Annotated in this window: 18 protein-coding genes and 1 other RNA gene; 11 read left to right on the top strand and 8 right to left on the bottom strand. The window is 61.1% G+C overall.

The window, feature by feature from the left end:
- Positions 1–20 precede the first annotated feature (20 nt).
- Positions 21–581, bottom strand: coding sequence for a YecA/YgfB family protein (locus AC3WMV_RS19740; protein ID WP_103368192.1), 561 nt, complete (start codon positions 579–581; stop codon positions 21–23).
- A gap of 134 nt (positions 582–715) precedes the next feature.
- Between AC3WMV_RS19740 and AC3WMV_RS19735 the strand changes: the two genes are divergently transcribed.
- The 4 genes from AC3WMV_RS19735 to AC3WMV_RS19720 all read left to right on the top strand — a co-directional run bounded on the left by AC3WMV_RS19735 (position 716) and on the right by AC3WMV_RS19720 (position 2134).
- Positions 716–925 (top strand): TIGR02449 family protein, encoded by a 210-nt coding sequence (locus AC3WMV_RS19735; RefSeq protein ID WP_047597101.1) that lies wholly within the window; start codon positions 716–718, stop codon positions 923–925.
- Positions 922–1239 (top strand): cell division protein ZapA, encoded by a 318-nt coding sequence (locus AC3WMV_RS19730; RefSeq protein WP_007967943.1) that lies wholly within the window; start codon positions 922–924, stop codon positions 1237–1239. Before AC3WMV_RS19735 ends, AC3WMV_RS19730 begins: the two co-directional genes overlap by 4 nt.
- 30 nt (positions 1240–1269) lie before the next feature.
- A non-coding RNA gene (ssrS, locus tag AC3WMV_RS19725) (6S RNA) lies at positions 1270–1448 on the top strand.
- A gap of 80 nt (positions 1449–1528) precedes the next feature.
- The gene (locus tag AC3WMV_RS19720; protein WP_103368191.1) at positions 1529–2134 is read left to right on the top strand and encodes a 5-formyltetrahydrofolate cyclo-ligase; all 606 of its coding nucleotides are present in this window, start codon (positions 1529–1531) and stop codon (positions 2132–2134) included.
- 35 nt (positions 2135–2169) lie between these two features.
- Here the strand turns inward: AC3WMV_RS19720 and AC3WMV_RS19715 are convergent, their stop codons facing one another.
- A complete protein-coding gene (locus AC3WMV_RS19715; protein ID WP_003229308.1) occupies positions 2170–2325 on the bottom strand; it encodes a hypothetical protein in 156 nt (51 codons plus the stop codon).
- A gap of 197 nt (positions 2326–2522) precedes the next feature.
- Between AC3WMV_RS19715 and AC3WMV_RS19710 the strand changes: the two genes are divergently transcribed.
- The 4 genes from AC3WMV_RS19710 (at position 2523) to AC3WMV_RS19695 (ending at position 7900) form a co-directional block, all read left to right on the top strand.
- A complete protein-coding gene (locus AC3WMV_RS19710) occupies positions 2523–2972 on the top strand; it encodes an EVE domain-containing protein (RefSeq protein WP_007968408.1) in 450 nt (149 codons plus the stop codon).
- Positions 2973–3093: 121 nt separating this feature from the next.
- On the top strand, positions 3094–4059 hold the full coding sequence (locus tag AC3WMV_RS19705; protein WP_098966184.1) for an HlyD family secretion protein: 966 nt from the start codon (positions 3094–3096) through the stop codon (positions 4057–4059).
- Positions 4056–6782, top strand: a complete 2727-nt coding sequence (gene rbbA, locus AC3WMV_RS19700; RefSeq protein WP_103368190.1) for a ribosome-associated ATPase/putative transporter RbbA — start codon at positions 4056–4058, stop codon at positions 6780–6782. Before AC3WMV_RS19705 ends, rbbA begins: the two co-directional genes overlap by 4 nt.
- On the top strand, positions 6782–7900 hold the full coding sequence (locus tag AC3WMV_RS19695; RefSeq protein WP_103368189.1) for an ABC transporter permease: 1119 nt from the start codon (positions 6782–6784) through the stop codon (positions 7898–7900). Before rbbA ends, AC3WMV_RS19695 begins: the two co-directional genes overlap by 1 nt.
- A gap of 16 nt (positions 7901–7916) precedes the next feature.
- Here AC3WMV_RS19695 and AC3WMV_RS19690 read toward each other — a convergent pair whose 3' ends face one another.
- Positions 7917–8324, bottom strand: coding sequence for a flagellar basal body-associated protein FliL (locus AC3WMV_RS19690; protein WP_027610485.1), 408 nt, complete (start codon positions 8322–8324; stop codon positions 7917–7919).
- Positions 8325–8474: 150 nt separating this feature from the next.
- Here AC3WMV_RS19690 and AC3WMV_RS19685 point away from each other — a divergent pair, with 150 nt between their 5' ends.
- Entirely contained in the window at positions 8475–9452 is a 978-nt protein-coding gene (locus tag AC3WMV_RS19685; RefSeq protein ID WP_103368188.1) for an NADPH:quinone oxidoreductase family protein, read from the top strand.
- A 68-nt stretch (positions 9453–9520) separates the two neighbouring features.
- Here the strand turns inward: AC3WMV_RS19685 and AC3WMV_RS19680 are convergent, their stop codons facing one another.
- Positions 9521–10135, bottom strand: coding sequence for an energy transducer TonB (locus AC3WMV_RS19680; RefSeq protein ID WP_027610483.1), 615 nt, complete (start codon positions 10133–10135; stop codon positions 9521–9523).
- A 179-nt stretch (positions 10136–10314) separates the two neighbouring features.
- Entirely contained in the window at positions 10315–10944 is a 630-nt protein-coding gene (locus tag AC3WMV_RS19675) for a flagellar basal body-associated protein FliL (protein ID WP_103368187.1), read from the bottom strand.
- A gap of 225 nt (positions 10945–11169) precedes the next feature.
- On the opposite strand from AC3WMV_RS19675, the gene glpT reads away from it, so the two are divergent.
- Positions 11170–12519, top strand: coding sequence for a glycerol-3-phosphate transporter (glpT, locus tag AC3WMV_RS19670; protein WP_027610481.1), 1350 nt, complete (start codon positions 11170–11172; stop codon positions 12517–12519).
- On the opposite strand, the gene AC3WMV_RS19665 is transcribed toward glpT, so the two are convergent.
- Positions 12495–13163, bottom strand: coding sequence for a gamma-glutamylcyclotransferase (locus tag AC3WMV_RS19665; protein WP_047596692.1), 669 nt, complete (start codon positions 13161–13163; stop codon positions 12495–12497). The genes glpT and AC3WMV_RS19665 overlap by 25 nt on opposite strands.
- A 353-nt stretch (positions 13164–13516) precedes the next feature.
- Here AC3WMV_RS19665 and AC3WMV_RS19660 point away from each other — a divergent pair, with 353 nt between their 5' ends.
- The gene (locus tag AC3WMV_RS19660) at positions 13517–13990 is read left to right on the top strand and encodes a sn-glycerol-3-phosphate transporter (protein WP_103368186.1); all 474 of its coding nucleotides are present in this window, start codon (positions 13517–13519) and stop codon (positions 13988–13990) included.
- 9 nt (positions 13991–13999) lie between these two features.
- On the opposite strand, the gene AC3WMV_RS19655 is transcribed toward AC3WMV_RS19660, so the two are convergent.
- Both AC3WMV_RS19655 and ubiD read right to left on the bottom strand, forming a co-directional pair.
- Positions 14000–14968 (bottom strand): CDP-6-deoxy-delta-3,4-glucoseen reductase, encoded by a 969-nt coding sequence (locus tag AC3WMV_RS19655; RefSeq protein WP_103368185.1) that lies wholly within the window; start codon positions 14966–14968, stop codon positions 14000–14002.
- On the bottom strand, positions 14968–16434 hold the full coding sequence (gene ubiD / locus AC3WMV_RS19650; RefSeq protein WP_103368184.1) for a 4-hydroxy-3-polyprenylbenzoate decarboxylase: 1467 nt from the start codon (positions 16432–16434) through the stop codon (positions 14968–14970). Before ubiD ends, AC3WMV_RS19655 begins: the two co-directional genes overlap by 1 nt.
- Positions 16435–16499 lie beyond the last annotated feature (65 nt).

The following is a 16499-nucleotide window of genomic DNA, read 5'->3' as shown; positions in this document are numbered from 1 at the left end:
TGGCTTTCCCTGGCACGCGATTAATGCAGCGACGGCTTGGCGGCTGGCGGCACGTCGGTTTTCCTGGTTTCCGAGAACAGCAGCAGCGGCGCGACGCGCAGGTATTCCATGACTTCCATGTAGTCGCTTTCGCCGTCTTCGGATTCTTCCAGAGCGTCTTGCACCTGGGAGATCGCCGCCAGATCCTGCAGCACTTCGGTGGCTTCAGTGCTGAGCATGCTGCTGTCGCGGCAGTTCAGGCCGAAACCGCTGAGAAAGCCCTGGCACCATTGGCCCAGTGCGGCGGCGCGGTCGGCCAGGGGCGCGTCATCGGTCGGCAGCAGCAGAACGACGGTGACGTCGCTGCCGGTCAACTCACCCTTGACCATCTCTTGCAGGCCGATCAGGGCGTTGCGGACGTTGTCCTGTGGCTCGTTTTCCAGAAGTTCGGCGGCATCGATCAGCCACTCGTCGGCGTTGAAGCCGGCACCGGCGCAGCTGCGGCCGAGCAGCAGGCCGTGCAGTTCGGCAGGCGAGACGTTGTGGCCGCTGGACGTCAGCAGGGTGGCAAAGGCTTGGTACGGGGAATTCGCAATGGTCATGGGCAGCTAGGCGCCAGACGGCGCTATGTCTAGAATGAAGGCCTTGTATCCTACATCGACAGACTCGCCAAGACTATTAAAGGCTGTCCGCCAGCCAGGCGCCTGCCGCCCATCAGATGAATTCAGTGGACACAATGGAAGACACCGACCTGCAAGCGCTGATGGCCAGACTCGAAAAGCTGATTAGCCGAGTCGAGCAACTAAAGAGTCAAAACGCACTCTTACTAGCTCAGGAAAAGACCTGGCGCGAGGAACGCGCTCACCTCATTGAAAAAAACGAAATCGCCCGGCGTAAGGTCGAATCGATGATTTCGCGCCTCAAGGCCCTGGAGCAAGACTCATGAGTTCAAGCAATAGCGTTACCGTGCAGATCCTCGACAAAGAATATTCGATCATCTGCCCCCAGGAAGAACGCAGCAATCTGGTCAGCGCCGCCCGCTACCTGGACGGCAAGATGCGCGAGATCCGCAGCAGCGGTAAAGTCATCGGCGCCGACCGTATTGCGGTGATGGCTGCGCTGAACATCACCCACGACCTCTTGCACAAAGAAGAGCGCCCGGACATCCAGGCCAGCGGCTCGACCCGTGAACAGGTGCGCGACTTGCTCGATCGTGTCGATCTGGTGCTGGCCGACGATCCGGACATCAGCAAGGGCTGATTCGCCAGGCCGCTTGAGGTATACTCGCCGCACTCCCTGGGGTGCTTGCCAGTTGACGATGTCCCTGAGCCGATTTGCACTACCCTGGAGGTTGCACGTTGGGCTGGTGTGCATGTCCGCCAGACGGAAAGCCTTAAAGTCTACTGCATCCTCCACCTTGAACTTTCGGGTTCAAGGGCTAAGTTGACAGCGGTTCATCCGGGGAGCCTGATTCGAATCCGATGCCGGTTTTTGCCGGCATCGGATTTTTTATGCGTGCGTTTTCGCCCTCACCTGCCGAAGCCGAACCATGACCGAACCTGCGCTGCTGCCCCGCCCGCAACTCCGCCGCCTGCTGCGCAAGGCGCGCCGCGCGCTGACGGCCGGTGAACAACGACAGGCCGCCAAAGGCCTGTTCCGCCAACTGGCGCAAGACCCGCATTTCCGCCGGGCGAAACACATCTCTCTGTATCTGCCCACCGACGGTGAAATCGACCCGCGCCTGCTGCTGCGTGAAGCCCAGCGTCGCGGCAAAGCCACGTATCTGCCGGTGCTCAGCACCTGGCCGCGAACCAAAATGGTGTTCCAGCGGATTCGCCCCGGCGACAAGCTCAAGCCCAATCGCTTCCGTATTCTTGAGCCTCGGGCCAATCTGGCTCATCAGCGCAAGATCTGGACCCTGGACCTGGTGTTGTTGCCACTGGTGGGGTTTGACGATGTTGGCGGACGCCTGGGGATGGGCGGCGGTTTCTATGATCGCAGTCTGGCGTACCTGGCCCGGCGCAAGAACTGGCGCAAGCCGACGTTGCTGGGCCTGGCCCATGAATGTCAGAAGGTCGAACGCCTGGCGCAGGCCAGCTGGGATGTACCGTTGCAGGGCACGGTCACCGATAAGGCGTGGTATTTCGCAGGATAGACGCCGCGCAGATCAGCGGCGTCGGGAAGGCAGTTTCAGCGCTTGAAGGCAGTCGACTGTTGGACCTGTTGCGCGACTTCAACCGGAGCATCGGTCTTGCTCGTCCACAGACTTTGCGCGTAACCGGTGGTCACGACGCCAAGGCCGAACAAAATAACCAAAGTCCATAGCAAATCCGGTTTGCGTTTCATCGATTGCCCCCCTCAAGGCACATCATCACGATGACAGCAGCGGTTTCCGTTCGTAGGCCGTGCAGCAGCGTCAAGCTTTAAAGGCCGGCATTTTGCGACAACGTGAACCCGCGCGCAAACGCTGACGTCAACCGACCGTCGGTTTGTCATAAAATTGCCCGACAACCTGCCCAATGACCGCTTGAGGAGCAAAAGACATGGCCTATTGGCTGATGAAATCCGAGCCTGACGAACTCTCGATCAAAGGCCTGGAGAAACTCGGCACAGCGCGCTGGGACGGGGTTCGCAACTATCAGGCGCGTAACTTCCTGCGGGCGATGGCCGTCGGCGATGAGTTCTTTTTCTACCATTCCAGTTGCCCGGAGCCGGGGATTGCCGGAATCGGCAGGATTATTCAGGCAGCGTACCCGGATCCCACCGCACTGGAACCCGAGAGCCATTACTTCGACCCAAAAGCCACCCCAGAGAAAAACGCATGGAGCGCCATTGATGTGGCACACGTCGAGACGTTTGCCCGGGTGCTGAAGCTTGATTACCTGAAACAGCAGACCGCACTGGCCGAAATGCCGCTGGTGCAAAAAGGCAGTCGCCTGTCGGTCATGCCAGTGACGGCCGAACAGTGGGCCGCCGTGCTCGGCTTGCGCTGAGAACTTGCCGGTCACGGTTTTTACCGACAAAAGGGGCTAGGCTTGACGCTCATTTGACTGACATCAAGCGAACGGAACGCTTGAACAGTCAGACTGCAAGCCACTGCCGCAGGATGCCCCCATGTCGACGCACAGCCGTTCTTCACTTCTATACGCCGGTTCGCTCCTGGTATTACTCGCCGTCGCTGGCGGCCTCGGTTACTGGATGTCCATCAGCAGCCGCCTGGTCGAAGGACTGTCGATGGGCAACGGGCGGCTGGAAGCCACCGAAGTGCAGATCGCCAGCAAGACTCCCGGGCGCCTCGCCGAAGTACTGGTCGACGAAGGCGACAAGGTCAGCAAAGGGCAATTGCTGGCACGCATGGACACCCGCACCCTTGAAGCCCAGCGTAATCAGGCCGAAGCCGAAGTGTTGCGCGCCCGGGAGAATCTCAACGCCGCTCAGGCCAACGTGCAGTTGCGCCAGAGTGAACTGCTGCTGGCCCAGCAAGAGCTCGGGCGTTCGCAATCACTGTTCAAGCACGGTTATGTCAGCGCGCAGATCATCGATCAGCTGCAGTCACGCATCGGCACTGGCAACGCTGCCGTTGTCGCCGCCCGGGCCCAAGTGTCTGCTGTCAGTGCGGCGATTGGCGCGGCACAGGCTCAAGTCGCACAGTTGACCAGTGAAATTGACGACAGCAGTCTGCGCGCGCCGATTGATGGCGTGATCCAGCTGCGCATGGCCGAGCCCGGCGAAGTGCTGGGAGCCGGTGGCCGGGTCTTGCTGCTGATCGATCCCAACGACCAGTACATGAACCTCTATCTGTCAGCCGCGGTGGCCGGGCGCCTGGCGGTGGGCGATGAGGCTCGCGTGCTGCTCGATGCCTTGCCCGATAACCCGCTGCCGGCAAAAATCAGCTTCGTCGCAGCCAAATCGCAGTTCACTCCCAAAGAGGTCGAGACCCGCGACGAGCGGCAAAAACTGGTGTTCCGCGTCAAGCTGCGCCTGGTCCAGCCCAGCGCCGTGCCGCAGGCCAAACCCGGCATGCCCGGGGCCGGCTACGTGCGGATCGCGCCCGTCGAATGGCCGGCCAATCTGCAATGAGCGGCCTTGCGGCTCAAGCGAACGGTATCGCCCACCGCTACGGCAAACAGCAAGCGCTGAGCAACATTGCCTTCAGCCTGCCCACCGGCACCCGCTGCGGGCTGATCGGCCCCGATGGCGCGGGCAAATCCAGCCTGCTGGGGTTGATTGCCGGCGTGAAGACCTTGCAGCAAGGGCAACTGGACGTGCTCGGTGGCGCGATCGAGGATCGCCGGCATCGCGACACACTCTATGCGCGCATCGCCTTCATGCCGCAGGGACTGGGCGGCAACTTGTACCCGGAGCTGTCGATCCGCGAGAACATCCAGTTCTTCTCGACGCTGTTCGGCCTGTCCAAGGCTGAAAGCGAGCAGCGCATGCACAGCCTGTTGCTCGCCACGGATCTGCTGAAGTTCGCCGAGCGCCCCGCCGGCAAGTTGTCCGGCGGCATGAAGCAGAAACTCGGGCTGTGCTGCGCGCTGATCCATGAACCGGATCTGCTGATCCTCGATGAGCCGACCACCGGCGTCGACCCGCTCTCGCGTCGGCGCTTCTGGGAATTGGTCGACGATGTGCGACGCCAGCGCCCGCAACTGACGCTGCTGGTCGCCACGGCCTATATGGAAGAAGCCGAGCAGTTCGAGCATTGCCTGATGCTCGACGCCGGCCAGTTGATCGCCACCGGCCTTAGCCGCGAACTGGCGACCGTCACCCCCAGCGGCAAACTCGATGACGCCTTCACTCATTTCCAGGGCGACAGCCAGCATGACGCTCAGCCGTTGGTGATTCCACCGCGCACTGGCAACAGCAGCGACATCGCCATCGAAGCCCACGACCTGACGCTGCGCTTCGGCGATTTCACCGCCGTGGATCACGTCAGCTTTGCCATTGGCCGTGGCGAGATTTTCGGTTTTCTCGGCTCCAACGGCTGCGGCAAGACCACCACCATGAAAGTCCTGACCGGGTTGATGCCGGCCAGTGAAGGCAGTGCGACGCTGCTCGGCAACCCGGTGAACGCCAAGGATCTGGCCACGCGCAAGCGGGTCGGCTTCATGTCGCAGAGTTTTTCGCTGTACGGCGAACTGAGTGTGCGGCAGAACCTCGAGCTGCACGCGCGGCTGTTCGACCTGCCCAAAACCGAGAGCGCACAACGCATCGAAGCATTGATTCAGCGCTTCAATCTGCTCGCGGTCGCCGACCAGCCATCCGGGGCATTGCCATTGGGGCTGCGCCAGCGTCTGTCACTGGCGGTGGCGGTGCTGCACCGCCCGGAGGTCCTGATTCTCGACGAGCCGACTTCCGGCGTCGATCCGGCAGCCCGTGATGATTTCTGGCGACTGTTGATCGAGTTGTCCCGCGAACAGGGCGTGACGATCTTCCTCTCCACGCACTTCATGAACGAAGCGCAGCGCTGCGACCGCATCTCGCTGATGCACGCGGGCAAGGTCCTCGCCTGCGACACCCCGGCGGCGCTGCAACGCCAGTTTGCGGGAGAGACGCTGGAAGCGGCCTTCGTCACTTGCCTGGAACAGGCTCAAGGTGTTCAGCCACCAGCGCCTGTGGCCGAACCGCAAATGGCGCCGCCGAGCGCAGCGACAACACCGCTGCCCCGTCACGGTTTCAGCCTCGGTCGCCTGTTGGCCGTGGCCAGTCGCGAAGGCAAGGAGCTGTTGCGCGACAAAGTGCGCATGGCGTTCGCCTTGGCCGGGGCGATTTTCATGATGGTGATCTTCGGTTACGGCATCTCGCTGGACGTGGAAAACCTCGCGTTTGCCGTGTACGACCAGGATCAGACGCCGCAGAGCCGAGCTTATCTGGAGGCGTTTCGCGGCTCCCGGTACTTCGACGAACAGCCGGCCATTCATGACCCGCAGGAACTGCACCGGCGCCTGCAACGCTCGGAAATCAAACTGGCGCTTGAGATTCCCCCCGGATTCGGCCGCGATCTGTACGCCGGGCGCCAACCCGCCGTGGCGGCGTGGCTGGATGGCGGCATGCCGTTTCGCGCCGAAACCAGCCGCAATTATGTTGAAGCAGTGCACTTGGCCAATCTGCAACAGCTGGCCGAGCAGAGCAGCCCCGCGCTGGCCCACCCGGCGGCCGCCAGCCTGGAAACCCGCTTTCGCTACAACCAGGACGTGGTCAGCGTCAACGCTATTGGCCCCGGGGTCATGGCGCTGATCCTCGCCTTCATTCCGGCGATGCTCACGGCGCTCGGCATCGTCCGCGAAAAGGAGTTGGGCTCGATCACCAATTTCTACGCCACACCCCTGACCCGTCTGGAGTTTCTGCTGGGTAAACAGGCGCCGTACCTGCTGGTCAGTCTGGTCAACCTGGCGCTGCTGGTGGCGATGAATCGCTGGCTGTTCGGCGTGCCGTTCAAGGGCAGCCTGCTGACGCTGGCATTCGGCGGCCTGCTGTACGTGCTGGCGACCACCAGCATGGGCCTGCTGATCTCGGCGTTCACCCGCACGCAAATTGCCGCGATCCTCGGCACCATGATCATCACCAGCCTGCCGACCATCCAGTTCTCCGGGCTGATCGTGCCGCGCTCTTCACTGGAGGGCGCGGCAGCGATTATGGGCATGCTGTTTCCGGCGGGGCACTTCCTCGACATCGCGGTGGGTACGTTCACCAAGGCGCTGGACTTGCGTCAGCTGTGGCCACAGTGCCTGGCGCTGTTCGGGTTCTTTGTCGGGTTCACCGGGCTGAGCCTGATCATGCTGAAAAAGCAGGAGGCCTGATGCACAAGTTCGCGCACATCCTGCGCCTGGGACTCAAAGAGCTGACCAGCCTGCGCCATGACAGCGTGTTGCTGCTGTTCCTGTTCTACGCCTTCACCGTGGCGATTTACATGCCCGCCGCCGGTTCGGTGATCGGCGTGCACAACGCCAGCGTGGCGATCGTTGACGAAGACCACAGCGCCCTCTCGCGCCAGTTGGCCCAGGCCCTGCAGCCGCCGGAATTCCAGAATCCGGTGCTGTTGCCTTATGCGCAGCTGGACCAAGTGATGGACAGCGGTGAGTACACCTTCGTGATCAATATTCCGGCGGGCTTTCAAACCGACTTGCTCGCCGCGCGGCAACCGGCGATTCAGGTCAACGTCGATGCCACCGCCATGAGCCAGGCGTTCATGGGCGCCGGCTACATCGGCCGGATCTTCCAGCGCGAATTGCTCGACTATGCCGGTCAGGGCGGTGCAGCGGCCAAGGCACCCGTGCAACTGACTACTCGCGCCCTGTTCAACACCAATCTGGAGGGCGGCTGGTTTCTGGCGGTGATTCAGATCGTCAACAACATCACTATTCTGGCGATCATCCTCACCGGTACGGCGCTGCTGCGCGAACGCGAACACGGCACGCTCGACCATTTGCTGGTGCTGCCGCTGACGGCGCTGGAAATCATGCTGGCGAAAATCTGGAGCAACCTGCTGGTGGTGGTGTTGTGCACCTGGCTGTCGCTGGAAGTGGTGGTCAAAGGCCTGTTGGGTGTGCCGTTGGCCGGCTCGATGAGCCTGTTTTTGCTGGTGACTGCGGTTTATCTGTTTGCCAGTACCGCGTTGGGTATCTTTCTGGCGACGCTGGCGCGCTCGACGCCGCAGTTCGGTCTGCTGGCGATTCCGGTGATCATCCCGATGTTGCTGCTGTCCGGCGGCAGCACGCCATTGGACAGCATGCCGCAGTGGCTGCAGTGGGTCATGCAGGGCTCGCCGTCCACACATTTTGTCAGCCTCAGCGCCGCGATTCTGTTTCGCGACGCCGGGCTGAGCGTGGTCTGGCCGGACTTGCTGGCGCTGACGGCCATCGGTCTGCTGTTCTTCGTTATCGCCCTGGCGCGCTTTCGCAAGAGCCTGGCGTCCTGAACAGCGGCCAGCGTGGTTACTGAATGATCAGGTTGTTGAACAACAGATCTTCAACCACCGGTTTGCCGGTCTCGTCATTCATCACTTGCTGGGTCTGCTTCAGGGCTTCCTGACGCAGCTTTTCCTTGCCTTCGATGCTGCCCATCGCCTCGGTGGTCTGCTGAGTGAACAGCGCCACCAGTTGATTGCGGATCAGCGGCTCGTTGGCCTTGACCAGCTTGGTCGCCTCTTCGCCCGTTACACGCAGCGCCACGTCGGCCTTGTAGACCTTCAGCTTAGGCGTGCCGTCCAGCCCGTAGTTACCCACGAACGGCGGGCTCAGGGTGATGTAGTTGACCTTCGGCGCCTCGCCTTCTTTGGCTTCTTCGGCCAGCGCTGCCACAGGCAGAGACAGGGCCAGCAACAACATGATCCACGCTTTCACAATTCGCTCCTTATCCGGTTTGCGGCCTAGCATAACGACCCGCCGCGCAAGCACAAGCTTATGGCTGAATATCAGGGCCGGGCATGCTCGTTGACCCGTTGACTGACACACCTACACTTATCGGCCATCACTCCCAAAGGAATAGCCCTGATGAAAGCCGTGCTGTGCAAAGCCTTCGGCCCTGCCGAATCGCTGGTGCTGGAAGACGTCGCCAGTCCTGTCGCGAAGAAGAACGAAATCCTGCTGGAGGTGCACGCCGCCGGGGTCAACTTCCCGGACACGCTGATCATCGAGGGCAAGTATCAGTTCAAGCCGCCCTTCCCGTTTTCGCCGGGGGGCGAAGCGGCCGGCGTGGTCAGCGCCGTCGGTGAGAAAGTCAGCCACCTGAAAGTCGGCGACCGGGTCATGGCCCTGACCGGCTGGGGCAGCTTCGCCGAACAGGTCGCGGTGCCGGGCTACAACGTGCTGCCGATCCCGCCGTCGATGGATTTCAACACCGCCGCCGCGTTCAGCATGACCTACGGCACTTCGATGCACGCCCTCAAGCAACGGGCCAACCTGCAACCGGGCGAGACCCTGCTGGTGCTCGGCGCTTCCGGTGGCGTCGGTCTGGCGGCGGTGGAAATCGGCAAAGCCATGGGTGCCCGGGTCATCGCCGCCGCCAGCAGCACGGAAAAACTCGCCGTGGCCAAGGCCGCCGGTGCCGATGAACTGATCAACTACAGCGAAACCAGCCTCAAGGACGAAATCAAACGCCTCACCGACGGCCAGGGCGCCGACGTGATCTACGACCCGGTCGGTGGCGACCTGTTTGACCAGGCCATCCGCGCCATCGCCTGGAACGGCCGCCTGCTGGTGGTCGGCTTCGCCAGCGGACGCATCCCCGAGCTGCCGGTCAACCTCACGCTGCTCAAGGGCGCCGCGGTACTCGGCGTGTTCTGGGGCTCCTTCGCCCAGCGCCAGCCGCAGGACAACGCGGCGAACTTCCAGCAACTGTTCGACTGGTTCGCCGAGGGCAAGTTGAAACCGCTGGTGTCGCAGGTGTATCCGCTGAGCAACGCGGCGCAGGCGATCAACGATCTGGGGCAGCGCAAGGCGGTGGGCAAGGTGGTGGTGCAGGTGCGCTGAGTTTTTGCAGGCCGGTGACTCTCGGAGCCGGCCTGATTCGCGCCAGGCAGCAACACAGCGTCGCTGGCTCAAAGCAACTCACGAACCTCTCCCGGCAGAAAACTCATGTAGCTACGCATAGGAGCTTCCCGGCAGCCTCTGACGATCATCGGTACGCGCCGGTTCATCTTGGCGATGATTGCCAGACGTTGTTCATCGGCCAACTGACTCTTGAGAATCACGTTGGAAACGTAAGCACGGGTGTAATTAAACACTTCTGCGTCGACCCAGGCGTGCTCAGGCATGTTCCTGAAACCGTCATTGATGACGCGACACTTTACTGACTTCAGCCACTGGTTGATGTCGATCGGCTGGTCCCTGGCCAATCGAAAGAGCATCGGCGCCACGACGGGCTGTTCCGCAGGCCGACCGTCTTCAATCGTCCAGGGCCTGAAGCGCCACTGTGTTATGGCGTCTTTGACCGCCTCAGCCAGATCGGGGTGATCACTTTGCACGATGTCGATCGCGCTGACCGAGCCATCCGCCTTGACGATAAAGCTGACCCTGACCTCGCCTTCGACCCCTGCCCTGGACAACCTCTTCGGGTAAATCGGCTGCGGGTTGTTTTCAGGTATGAGTAACCCTTCTGCCGCCAGTGCAAGACTGAAGATCGTCAATAAAAGCCCTGCAAAAAACCACCGCATGATCGCGCCCCTTCCCTATTGAGAGATGCCTGTCCGGCAACAACAGAAAGTTTAAGGAGCACTGTCTTTTTACTGAATGGCGCAGCTTCGCTATTGAATGCAGGACATTTCCTGATCCCGATGGGAAATCCGACGAAACCGCTGGGCAAATGACGGCAGGTACATTTTCTGACGGACGTTTAGCCGCCGCTCGCACCAGCAACGTCGCCCGGCAACAAGTGCTCCTGCACCTTCAGGCTGCGCGACGGAATCAGCCGACCCTTGTCGTCGAAGCGCAGGACAATCAGCCAGTCAAAGACCTCATCCGGCCATTTTTCCTGCCCCATCAGGGCTGTGGGGTCACCGCCAAAGGCTTTGAGCAGTTTGTTGATATGGCCGTGGTGCCAGGCAATCAGCACCGTCTGCGCCTGATTGCTCTTGCGCAACAGTTTGACCAGTTGATGCAGGTCGCCATTGACGTAGGGCTGCTCGATCGCAAGGTTCAAGCGCTGGGCCAACGGGGTCAGGGTCAGGCGTGAGCGCGAACTTTCCGGGGTATCGCCGGCAGCGATCAAACGCTTGGGGGTGAACGTCTGGCCGTCGAGTTTCAGCGGATTGAAATAGTCGACGTAGGCGGCGGCGCGTTGCTCGCCTCGGGCATTGAGCACCGATCCTGTATCCGGTTTTTCCGCATGCCGAATGATCAGCACCGTAGCGTTGCGCAGGCCGGAATGAGCAGGATGATCGGTGACGATCAATGTCAGCAACACGACGGCAAGTCCCGCTGCCACCAAAAATCTCGGCACCAACATGCGAACCTTCAGTGACATTGCTTATCTCGGCTGATCAATCGGCTGAACGGGCCGCGAGTCTAAGTCACTCCATGTAGATAAGTGGTGAAAACGCCCTGTTCTTACAGCTGAGCGACAGGTTCGTAAAAGAACGCGCGAATTCCAACATTTCCCCTATTTTGCCAATGCGAACCGGTGCTATTTTCGGTAACGAAACTGTAACATTCGCATCCGCAGTCAAAACAAGAAATCTGGAGCTCTTGAATGTTTGCTTTCTTTCGTCCTGCCGCACATCAGGCTCCATTGCCTGAAGAAAAAATAGACAGTACTTACCGACGCCTGCGCTGGCAGATCTTCGCCGGTATCTTCTTTGGCTACGCGGGTTACTACCTGCTGCGCAAAAACTTCTCGCTGGCCATGCCGTACCTGATCGACGAAGGCTACAGCCGTGGCGATCTGGGGCTGGCGATGTCGGCCATCGCCATTGCCTACGGTCTGTCGAAGTTCCTGATGGGCCTGGTGTCCGACCGTTCCAACCCGCGCTACTTCCTTCCATTCGGCCTGCTGGTGTCAGCCGGGGTGATGTTCATTTTCGGTTTTGCGCCGTGGGCGACTTCCAGCGTGACCATGATGTTCATCCTGCTGTTCATCAACGGCTGGGCCCAAGGCATGGGCTGGCCGCCGAGCGGACGCACCATGGTGCACTGGTGGTCGCAGAAGGAACGTGGCGGCGTGGTTTCGGTGTGGAACGTGGCGCATAACGTCGGTGGCGGTCTGATCGGCCCGCTGTTCCTGATCGGCATGGGCCTGTTCAATGACTGGCACGCAGCCTTCTACGTTCCGGCAGCGGTGGCGCTGGGCGTGGCGGTGTTTGCCTTCATCACCATGCGCGACACCCCGCAATCGGTCGGCCTGCCGCCGATCGAGAAGTACAAGAACGATTACCCGGAAGGCTACGACGCCAGCCACGAAGACGAATTCAGCGCCAAGGAAATTTTCGTCAAATACGTGCTGCGCAACAAAATGCTCTGGTACATCGCCATGGCCAACGTGTTCGTTTACCTGCTGCGCTACGGCGTACTGGATTGGGCGCCGACCTACCTGAAAGAAGCCAAAGGTTTCACCGTGGATAAAACCTCGTGGGCCTATTTCTTCTACGAGTGGGCGGGCATTCCGGGCACGCTGCTGTGCGGCTGGATGTCGGACAAGATCTTCCGTGGCAATCGTGGCCTGACCGGCATGGTGTTCATGGCGCTGGTGACCGTGGCGACGCTGGTGTACTGGCTGAACCCGGCCGGCAACCCGACGGTGGACATGATCGCGCTGTTCTCGATCGGCTTCCTGATCTATGGCCCGGTGATGCTGATCGGCCTGCAGGCGCTGGAACTGGCACCGAAGAAAGCCGCCGGCACGGCTGCGGGCTTCACCGGTCTGTTCGGTTACCTGGGTGGTTCGGTCGCGGCGAGTGCGGCGATGGGCTACACCGTTGACCACTTCGGCTGGAACGGTGGTTTTGTCCTGCTGGTGGGCGCTTGCCTGCTGTCGATGGCCTTCCTGGCCCCGACCCTGTGGCACAAGCAAGTCGCCAGTCAGAGCCGCGAAGCCGTCGCCTGATCGGCTTTTGACTGACAGCGCTTGAGCCGCGCCTCCAGATTTCGATCCGGCATGGCGTGGCTGCGCAGGGCGTGGGCGGTCTGCTCGACATAATCGCGAGTGGTGCCGTAACGCCCGCAAGCGCTTTCGAACACCTGACTCAGCACGTGATCCGGCAAGTTGCCGGCATAGCTGGGCAGGTGTCGCTCCAAAACAAACCCTAACGCCTGAACCTGACTGCCATCTTCGAGCCGGCAGTTCAGCCAGTGCGGGCGATAGGACGGGAACGGCATCTCGCGTTTCCACAGCGCGTACAGCGCAGCGTCGAGGTTCTCTTCCGGCAGCCGATAGGCGAAGCCGCTGCATGAACCGCCGCGATCCAGACCAAATACCAGCCCGGGCATTTCCGGCGTTCCGCGATGCTCATGCGACCACAGGTACAAGCCACGATGGTAGCCATGGACTCGTCCGCGCACCCGCTCCACCGCCGTACATTCCGGGCGCCAGATCAGCGAACCGTAGGCGAACAGCCACACCGGGCCGCCCTTGTGGCGCGCCATGGTCGATTGCATCGAGACGAGAAGTTGTTCGTGGGTCAGCTGCGGCCCCAGATCGAGCCGCGGAGGGTAAGCCAGATTCACAAAAGCAGATTCAATGGCTGTCATGACGGAAGTGTTCGGCCCCGCAAGTATTACAAGATGTAAGCACAATTCGCTGGATAGAACATATAGCAGTAACTGTAAAACGAAAAGTGCTAAAGGATGTATGGCCTGCCCGATAGCGCTACTGGGGGTTATCAGCCCCGGCTATGCGGCTTTATATAGCCTAATACCATTGCAGAAATATCTTAAATACCCGAATGAAATATGCATAAGCCTTCGCTTGTTCAGGTTTCGTTCATGAAGGCGCGGGAAACTTCCTACTAAAATGTCGGACTTTCTTTCTTCTCCGTCGCTGAACGCCTACGTATAACGGCCTTCCTCTGGCGCAAGCCATCCCGTTTAACCGAGGCTGCTCAATGAAAATCCCGAGACTATTGACCGCATTACTGATGACTCAGGCCGGCCATGCATTGGCCGAGGACGATGCGCAAGGCAAAGGTTTCTGGTATGCCCAGACCAGTGTCTACACCCGACATTACTCGCCCGACCCCGAACACAATAATCATCAGGACTTGATCGGCATCGAACGCAATCAGGCTTCCGGCTGGGTATTTGGCGGGGCAACTTTCCGCAATTCGTTTCGTCAGCGTTCGAACTATGCCTATGTCGGCAAGCGCTATGACAGCAGCGAGTACCCGGTGTATCTGAAACTCACGGGTGGGCTGTTGCAGGGTTATCGCGGTGATTACAAGGACAAGATTCCTTTGAACCGCTACGGCGTTGCGCCGGTGATCATTCCGTCCGTCGGGACTCACTACGGCCCATTGGCCGCCGAGCTGGTATTTCTCGGCGCCAATGCGGCGATGGTGACTAGCGGCGTACGTTTCTAGGGGCGCGGTTCAAGACCGAGGCGCATACGCAAATACATCGGCGCGCATCTGGTGCGCATCCATCCCGGCTTCCACCAGCGCATCCAGCGTGCCGTAGACCATCGCCGGCGAGCCGCTGGCGTAGACGTGCAGGGACTTCAGATCGGCGAAGTCTTCACACACGGCCTGGTGCAGCATCCCGCAGCGCCCTTCCCAGCCGCACTGGTCGCTGACGACTTTGTGCAGGAACAGGTTGGGCAGCTTCAACCATTCGTCCCAATGTTCGATCTCGTAGAAATCTTCCGGACGGCGTACACCCCAATACAGATGCACCGGGTGTTTGAAGCCGTTGGCGCGGCAGTGTTCGATCAGGCTGTGGATCTGGCCCATGCCGGTACCGGCGGCGATCAACACCAGCGGCCCGTCGGGCAACTCGGCGAGGTGAGTGTCGCCGAACGGCAATTCGACGCGCACCAGCGGGTTGCGCTGCAGTTGCTCGATCAGACTCAGGGCACTGGCTTCGCGGGCCAGTACGTGGATTTCCAGATCGCGCCCGCCGTGCGGCGCCGAGGCCATTGAGAACGCCGACTTCTCGCCGTTTTTACGCTCGATCATCAGGTACTGCCCGGCGTGATAACGCGGCGGCTTGCCGGCCGGCGCACGCAGACGCACGCGCCAGGTGTCGCCGCCGACATCCCGGCATTCGATGACCTGACACGACAGGCTGCGCACCGGCAGTTCTCCCAGCGCGAGCACGCCATCCCACAGCAGGACGCAGTCTTCCAGCGGCTCGGCTATGCAAGTGTAGAACTCGCCGTGGTCATGCACCTTGCCGGCCTGCTCGACCCGGCCTTCCACCAACAGCGCCGCACACACGTGGCAATTGCCGTTGCGGCAGCTTTGCGGGCAGTCGTAGCCCAGGCGCCGCGCACCATCGAGAATCCGCTCGCCGGGCTGTATCTCAAGCACCGCTCCGGAGGGCTGCAGGGTTACACGCATCAATCTATTCCTAACTGATTCCAGATGGCATCGATCCGCTGGGTGACGGCGTCGTCCTTGACGATTATGCGGCCCCACTCGCGAGTGGTTTCGCCCGGCCACTTGTGGGTGGCATCCAGGCCCATTTTCGAGCCCAGGCCGGACACCGGCGAGGCGAAGTCGAGGTAGTCGATCGGCGTGTTGTCGATCATCACCGTGTCGCGCTTGGGGTCCATGCGCGTGGTGATGGCCCAGATCACGTCGTTCCAGTCCCGGGCGTTGATATCGTCGTCAGTGACGATAACGAACTTGGTGTACATGAACTGTCGCAAAAACGACCAGACACCGAGCATCACGCGCTTGGCATGCCCCGGATACGACTTCTTCATCGTCACCACGGCCATGCGGTACGAGCAGCCTTCCGGCGGCAGGTAGAAGTCGGTGATCTCCGGGAACTGCTTCTGCAGGATCGGCACGAACACTTCGTTCAGCGCCACGCCGAGAATCGCCGGCTCATCCGGTGGACGGCCGGTGTAGGTGCTGTGATAGATCGGCTTGATCCGGTGGGTAATGCGCTCGACGGTGAACACCGGGAAGCTGTCGACTTCGTTGTAGTAACCGGTGTGGTCGCCGTACGGGCCTTCGTCGGCCATTTCGCCCGGATGAATCACCCCTTCGAGGATGATCTCGGCAGTGGCCGGCACCTGCAGGTCGTTGCCACGGCACTTGACCAGCTCGGTGCGGTTACCGCGCAACAGACCGGCGAAAGCGTATTCGGAGAGGCTGTCCGGCACCGGCGTCACGGCGCCGAGGATGGTCGCAGGGTCGGCGCCCAGCGCCACGGAGACCGGGAATGGCTGGCCCGGATGCTTCTCGCACCACTCACGGAAGTCCAGCGCACCGCCACGGTGGCTGAGCCAGCGCATGATCACCTTGTTGCGGCCGATCACTTGCTGACGGTAGATACCAAGGTTCTGGCGGTCCTTGTTCGGGCCTTTTGTGACGGTCAGGCCCCAAGTGATCAGCGGCCCGACGTCGCCGGGCCAGCAGGTCTGCACCGGCAGCATCGCCAGGTCGACGTCGTCGCCTTCGATGACCACTTCCTGGCACACCGCGTCTTTGACGACTTTCGGCGCCATCGAGATGATCTTGCGGAAGATCGGCAGTTTCGACCACGCGTCCTTCAAGCCCTTCGGTGGCTCCGGCTCCTTGAGGAAAGCCAGCAGCTTGCCGATCTCGCGCAGTTCGCTGACCGACTCGGCGCCCATGCCCATGGCCACCCGCTCCGGGGTGCCAAACAGGTTGCCGAGCACCGGGATGTCGTAGCCGGTGGGTTTCTCGAACAGCAGCGCCGGGCCCTTGGCCCGCAGTGTGCGGTCGCACACCTCGGTCATCTCCAGCACCGGCGAGACGGGAATCTGGATGCGTTTCAACTCTCCGCGCTGCTCAAGCTGCTGCACGAAATCCCGAAGATCCTTGAATTTCATTGACGATGGCACCCTCAAAATAGGCGTACATCCTACCTGCTATGCAGCCCTGTGGCAGCCTGTCG

This window comes from Pseudomonas sp. FW305-3-2-15-E-TSA4, from assembly GCF_058787295.1.
The sequence above is the reverse complement of the archived record's forward strand: the minus strand, read 5'-3'. Positions and strand labels throughout refer to the sequence as shown.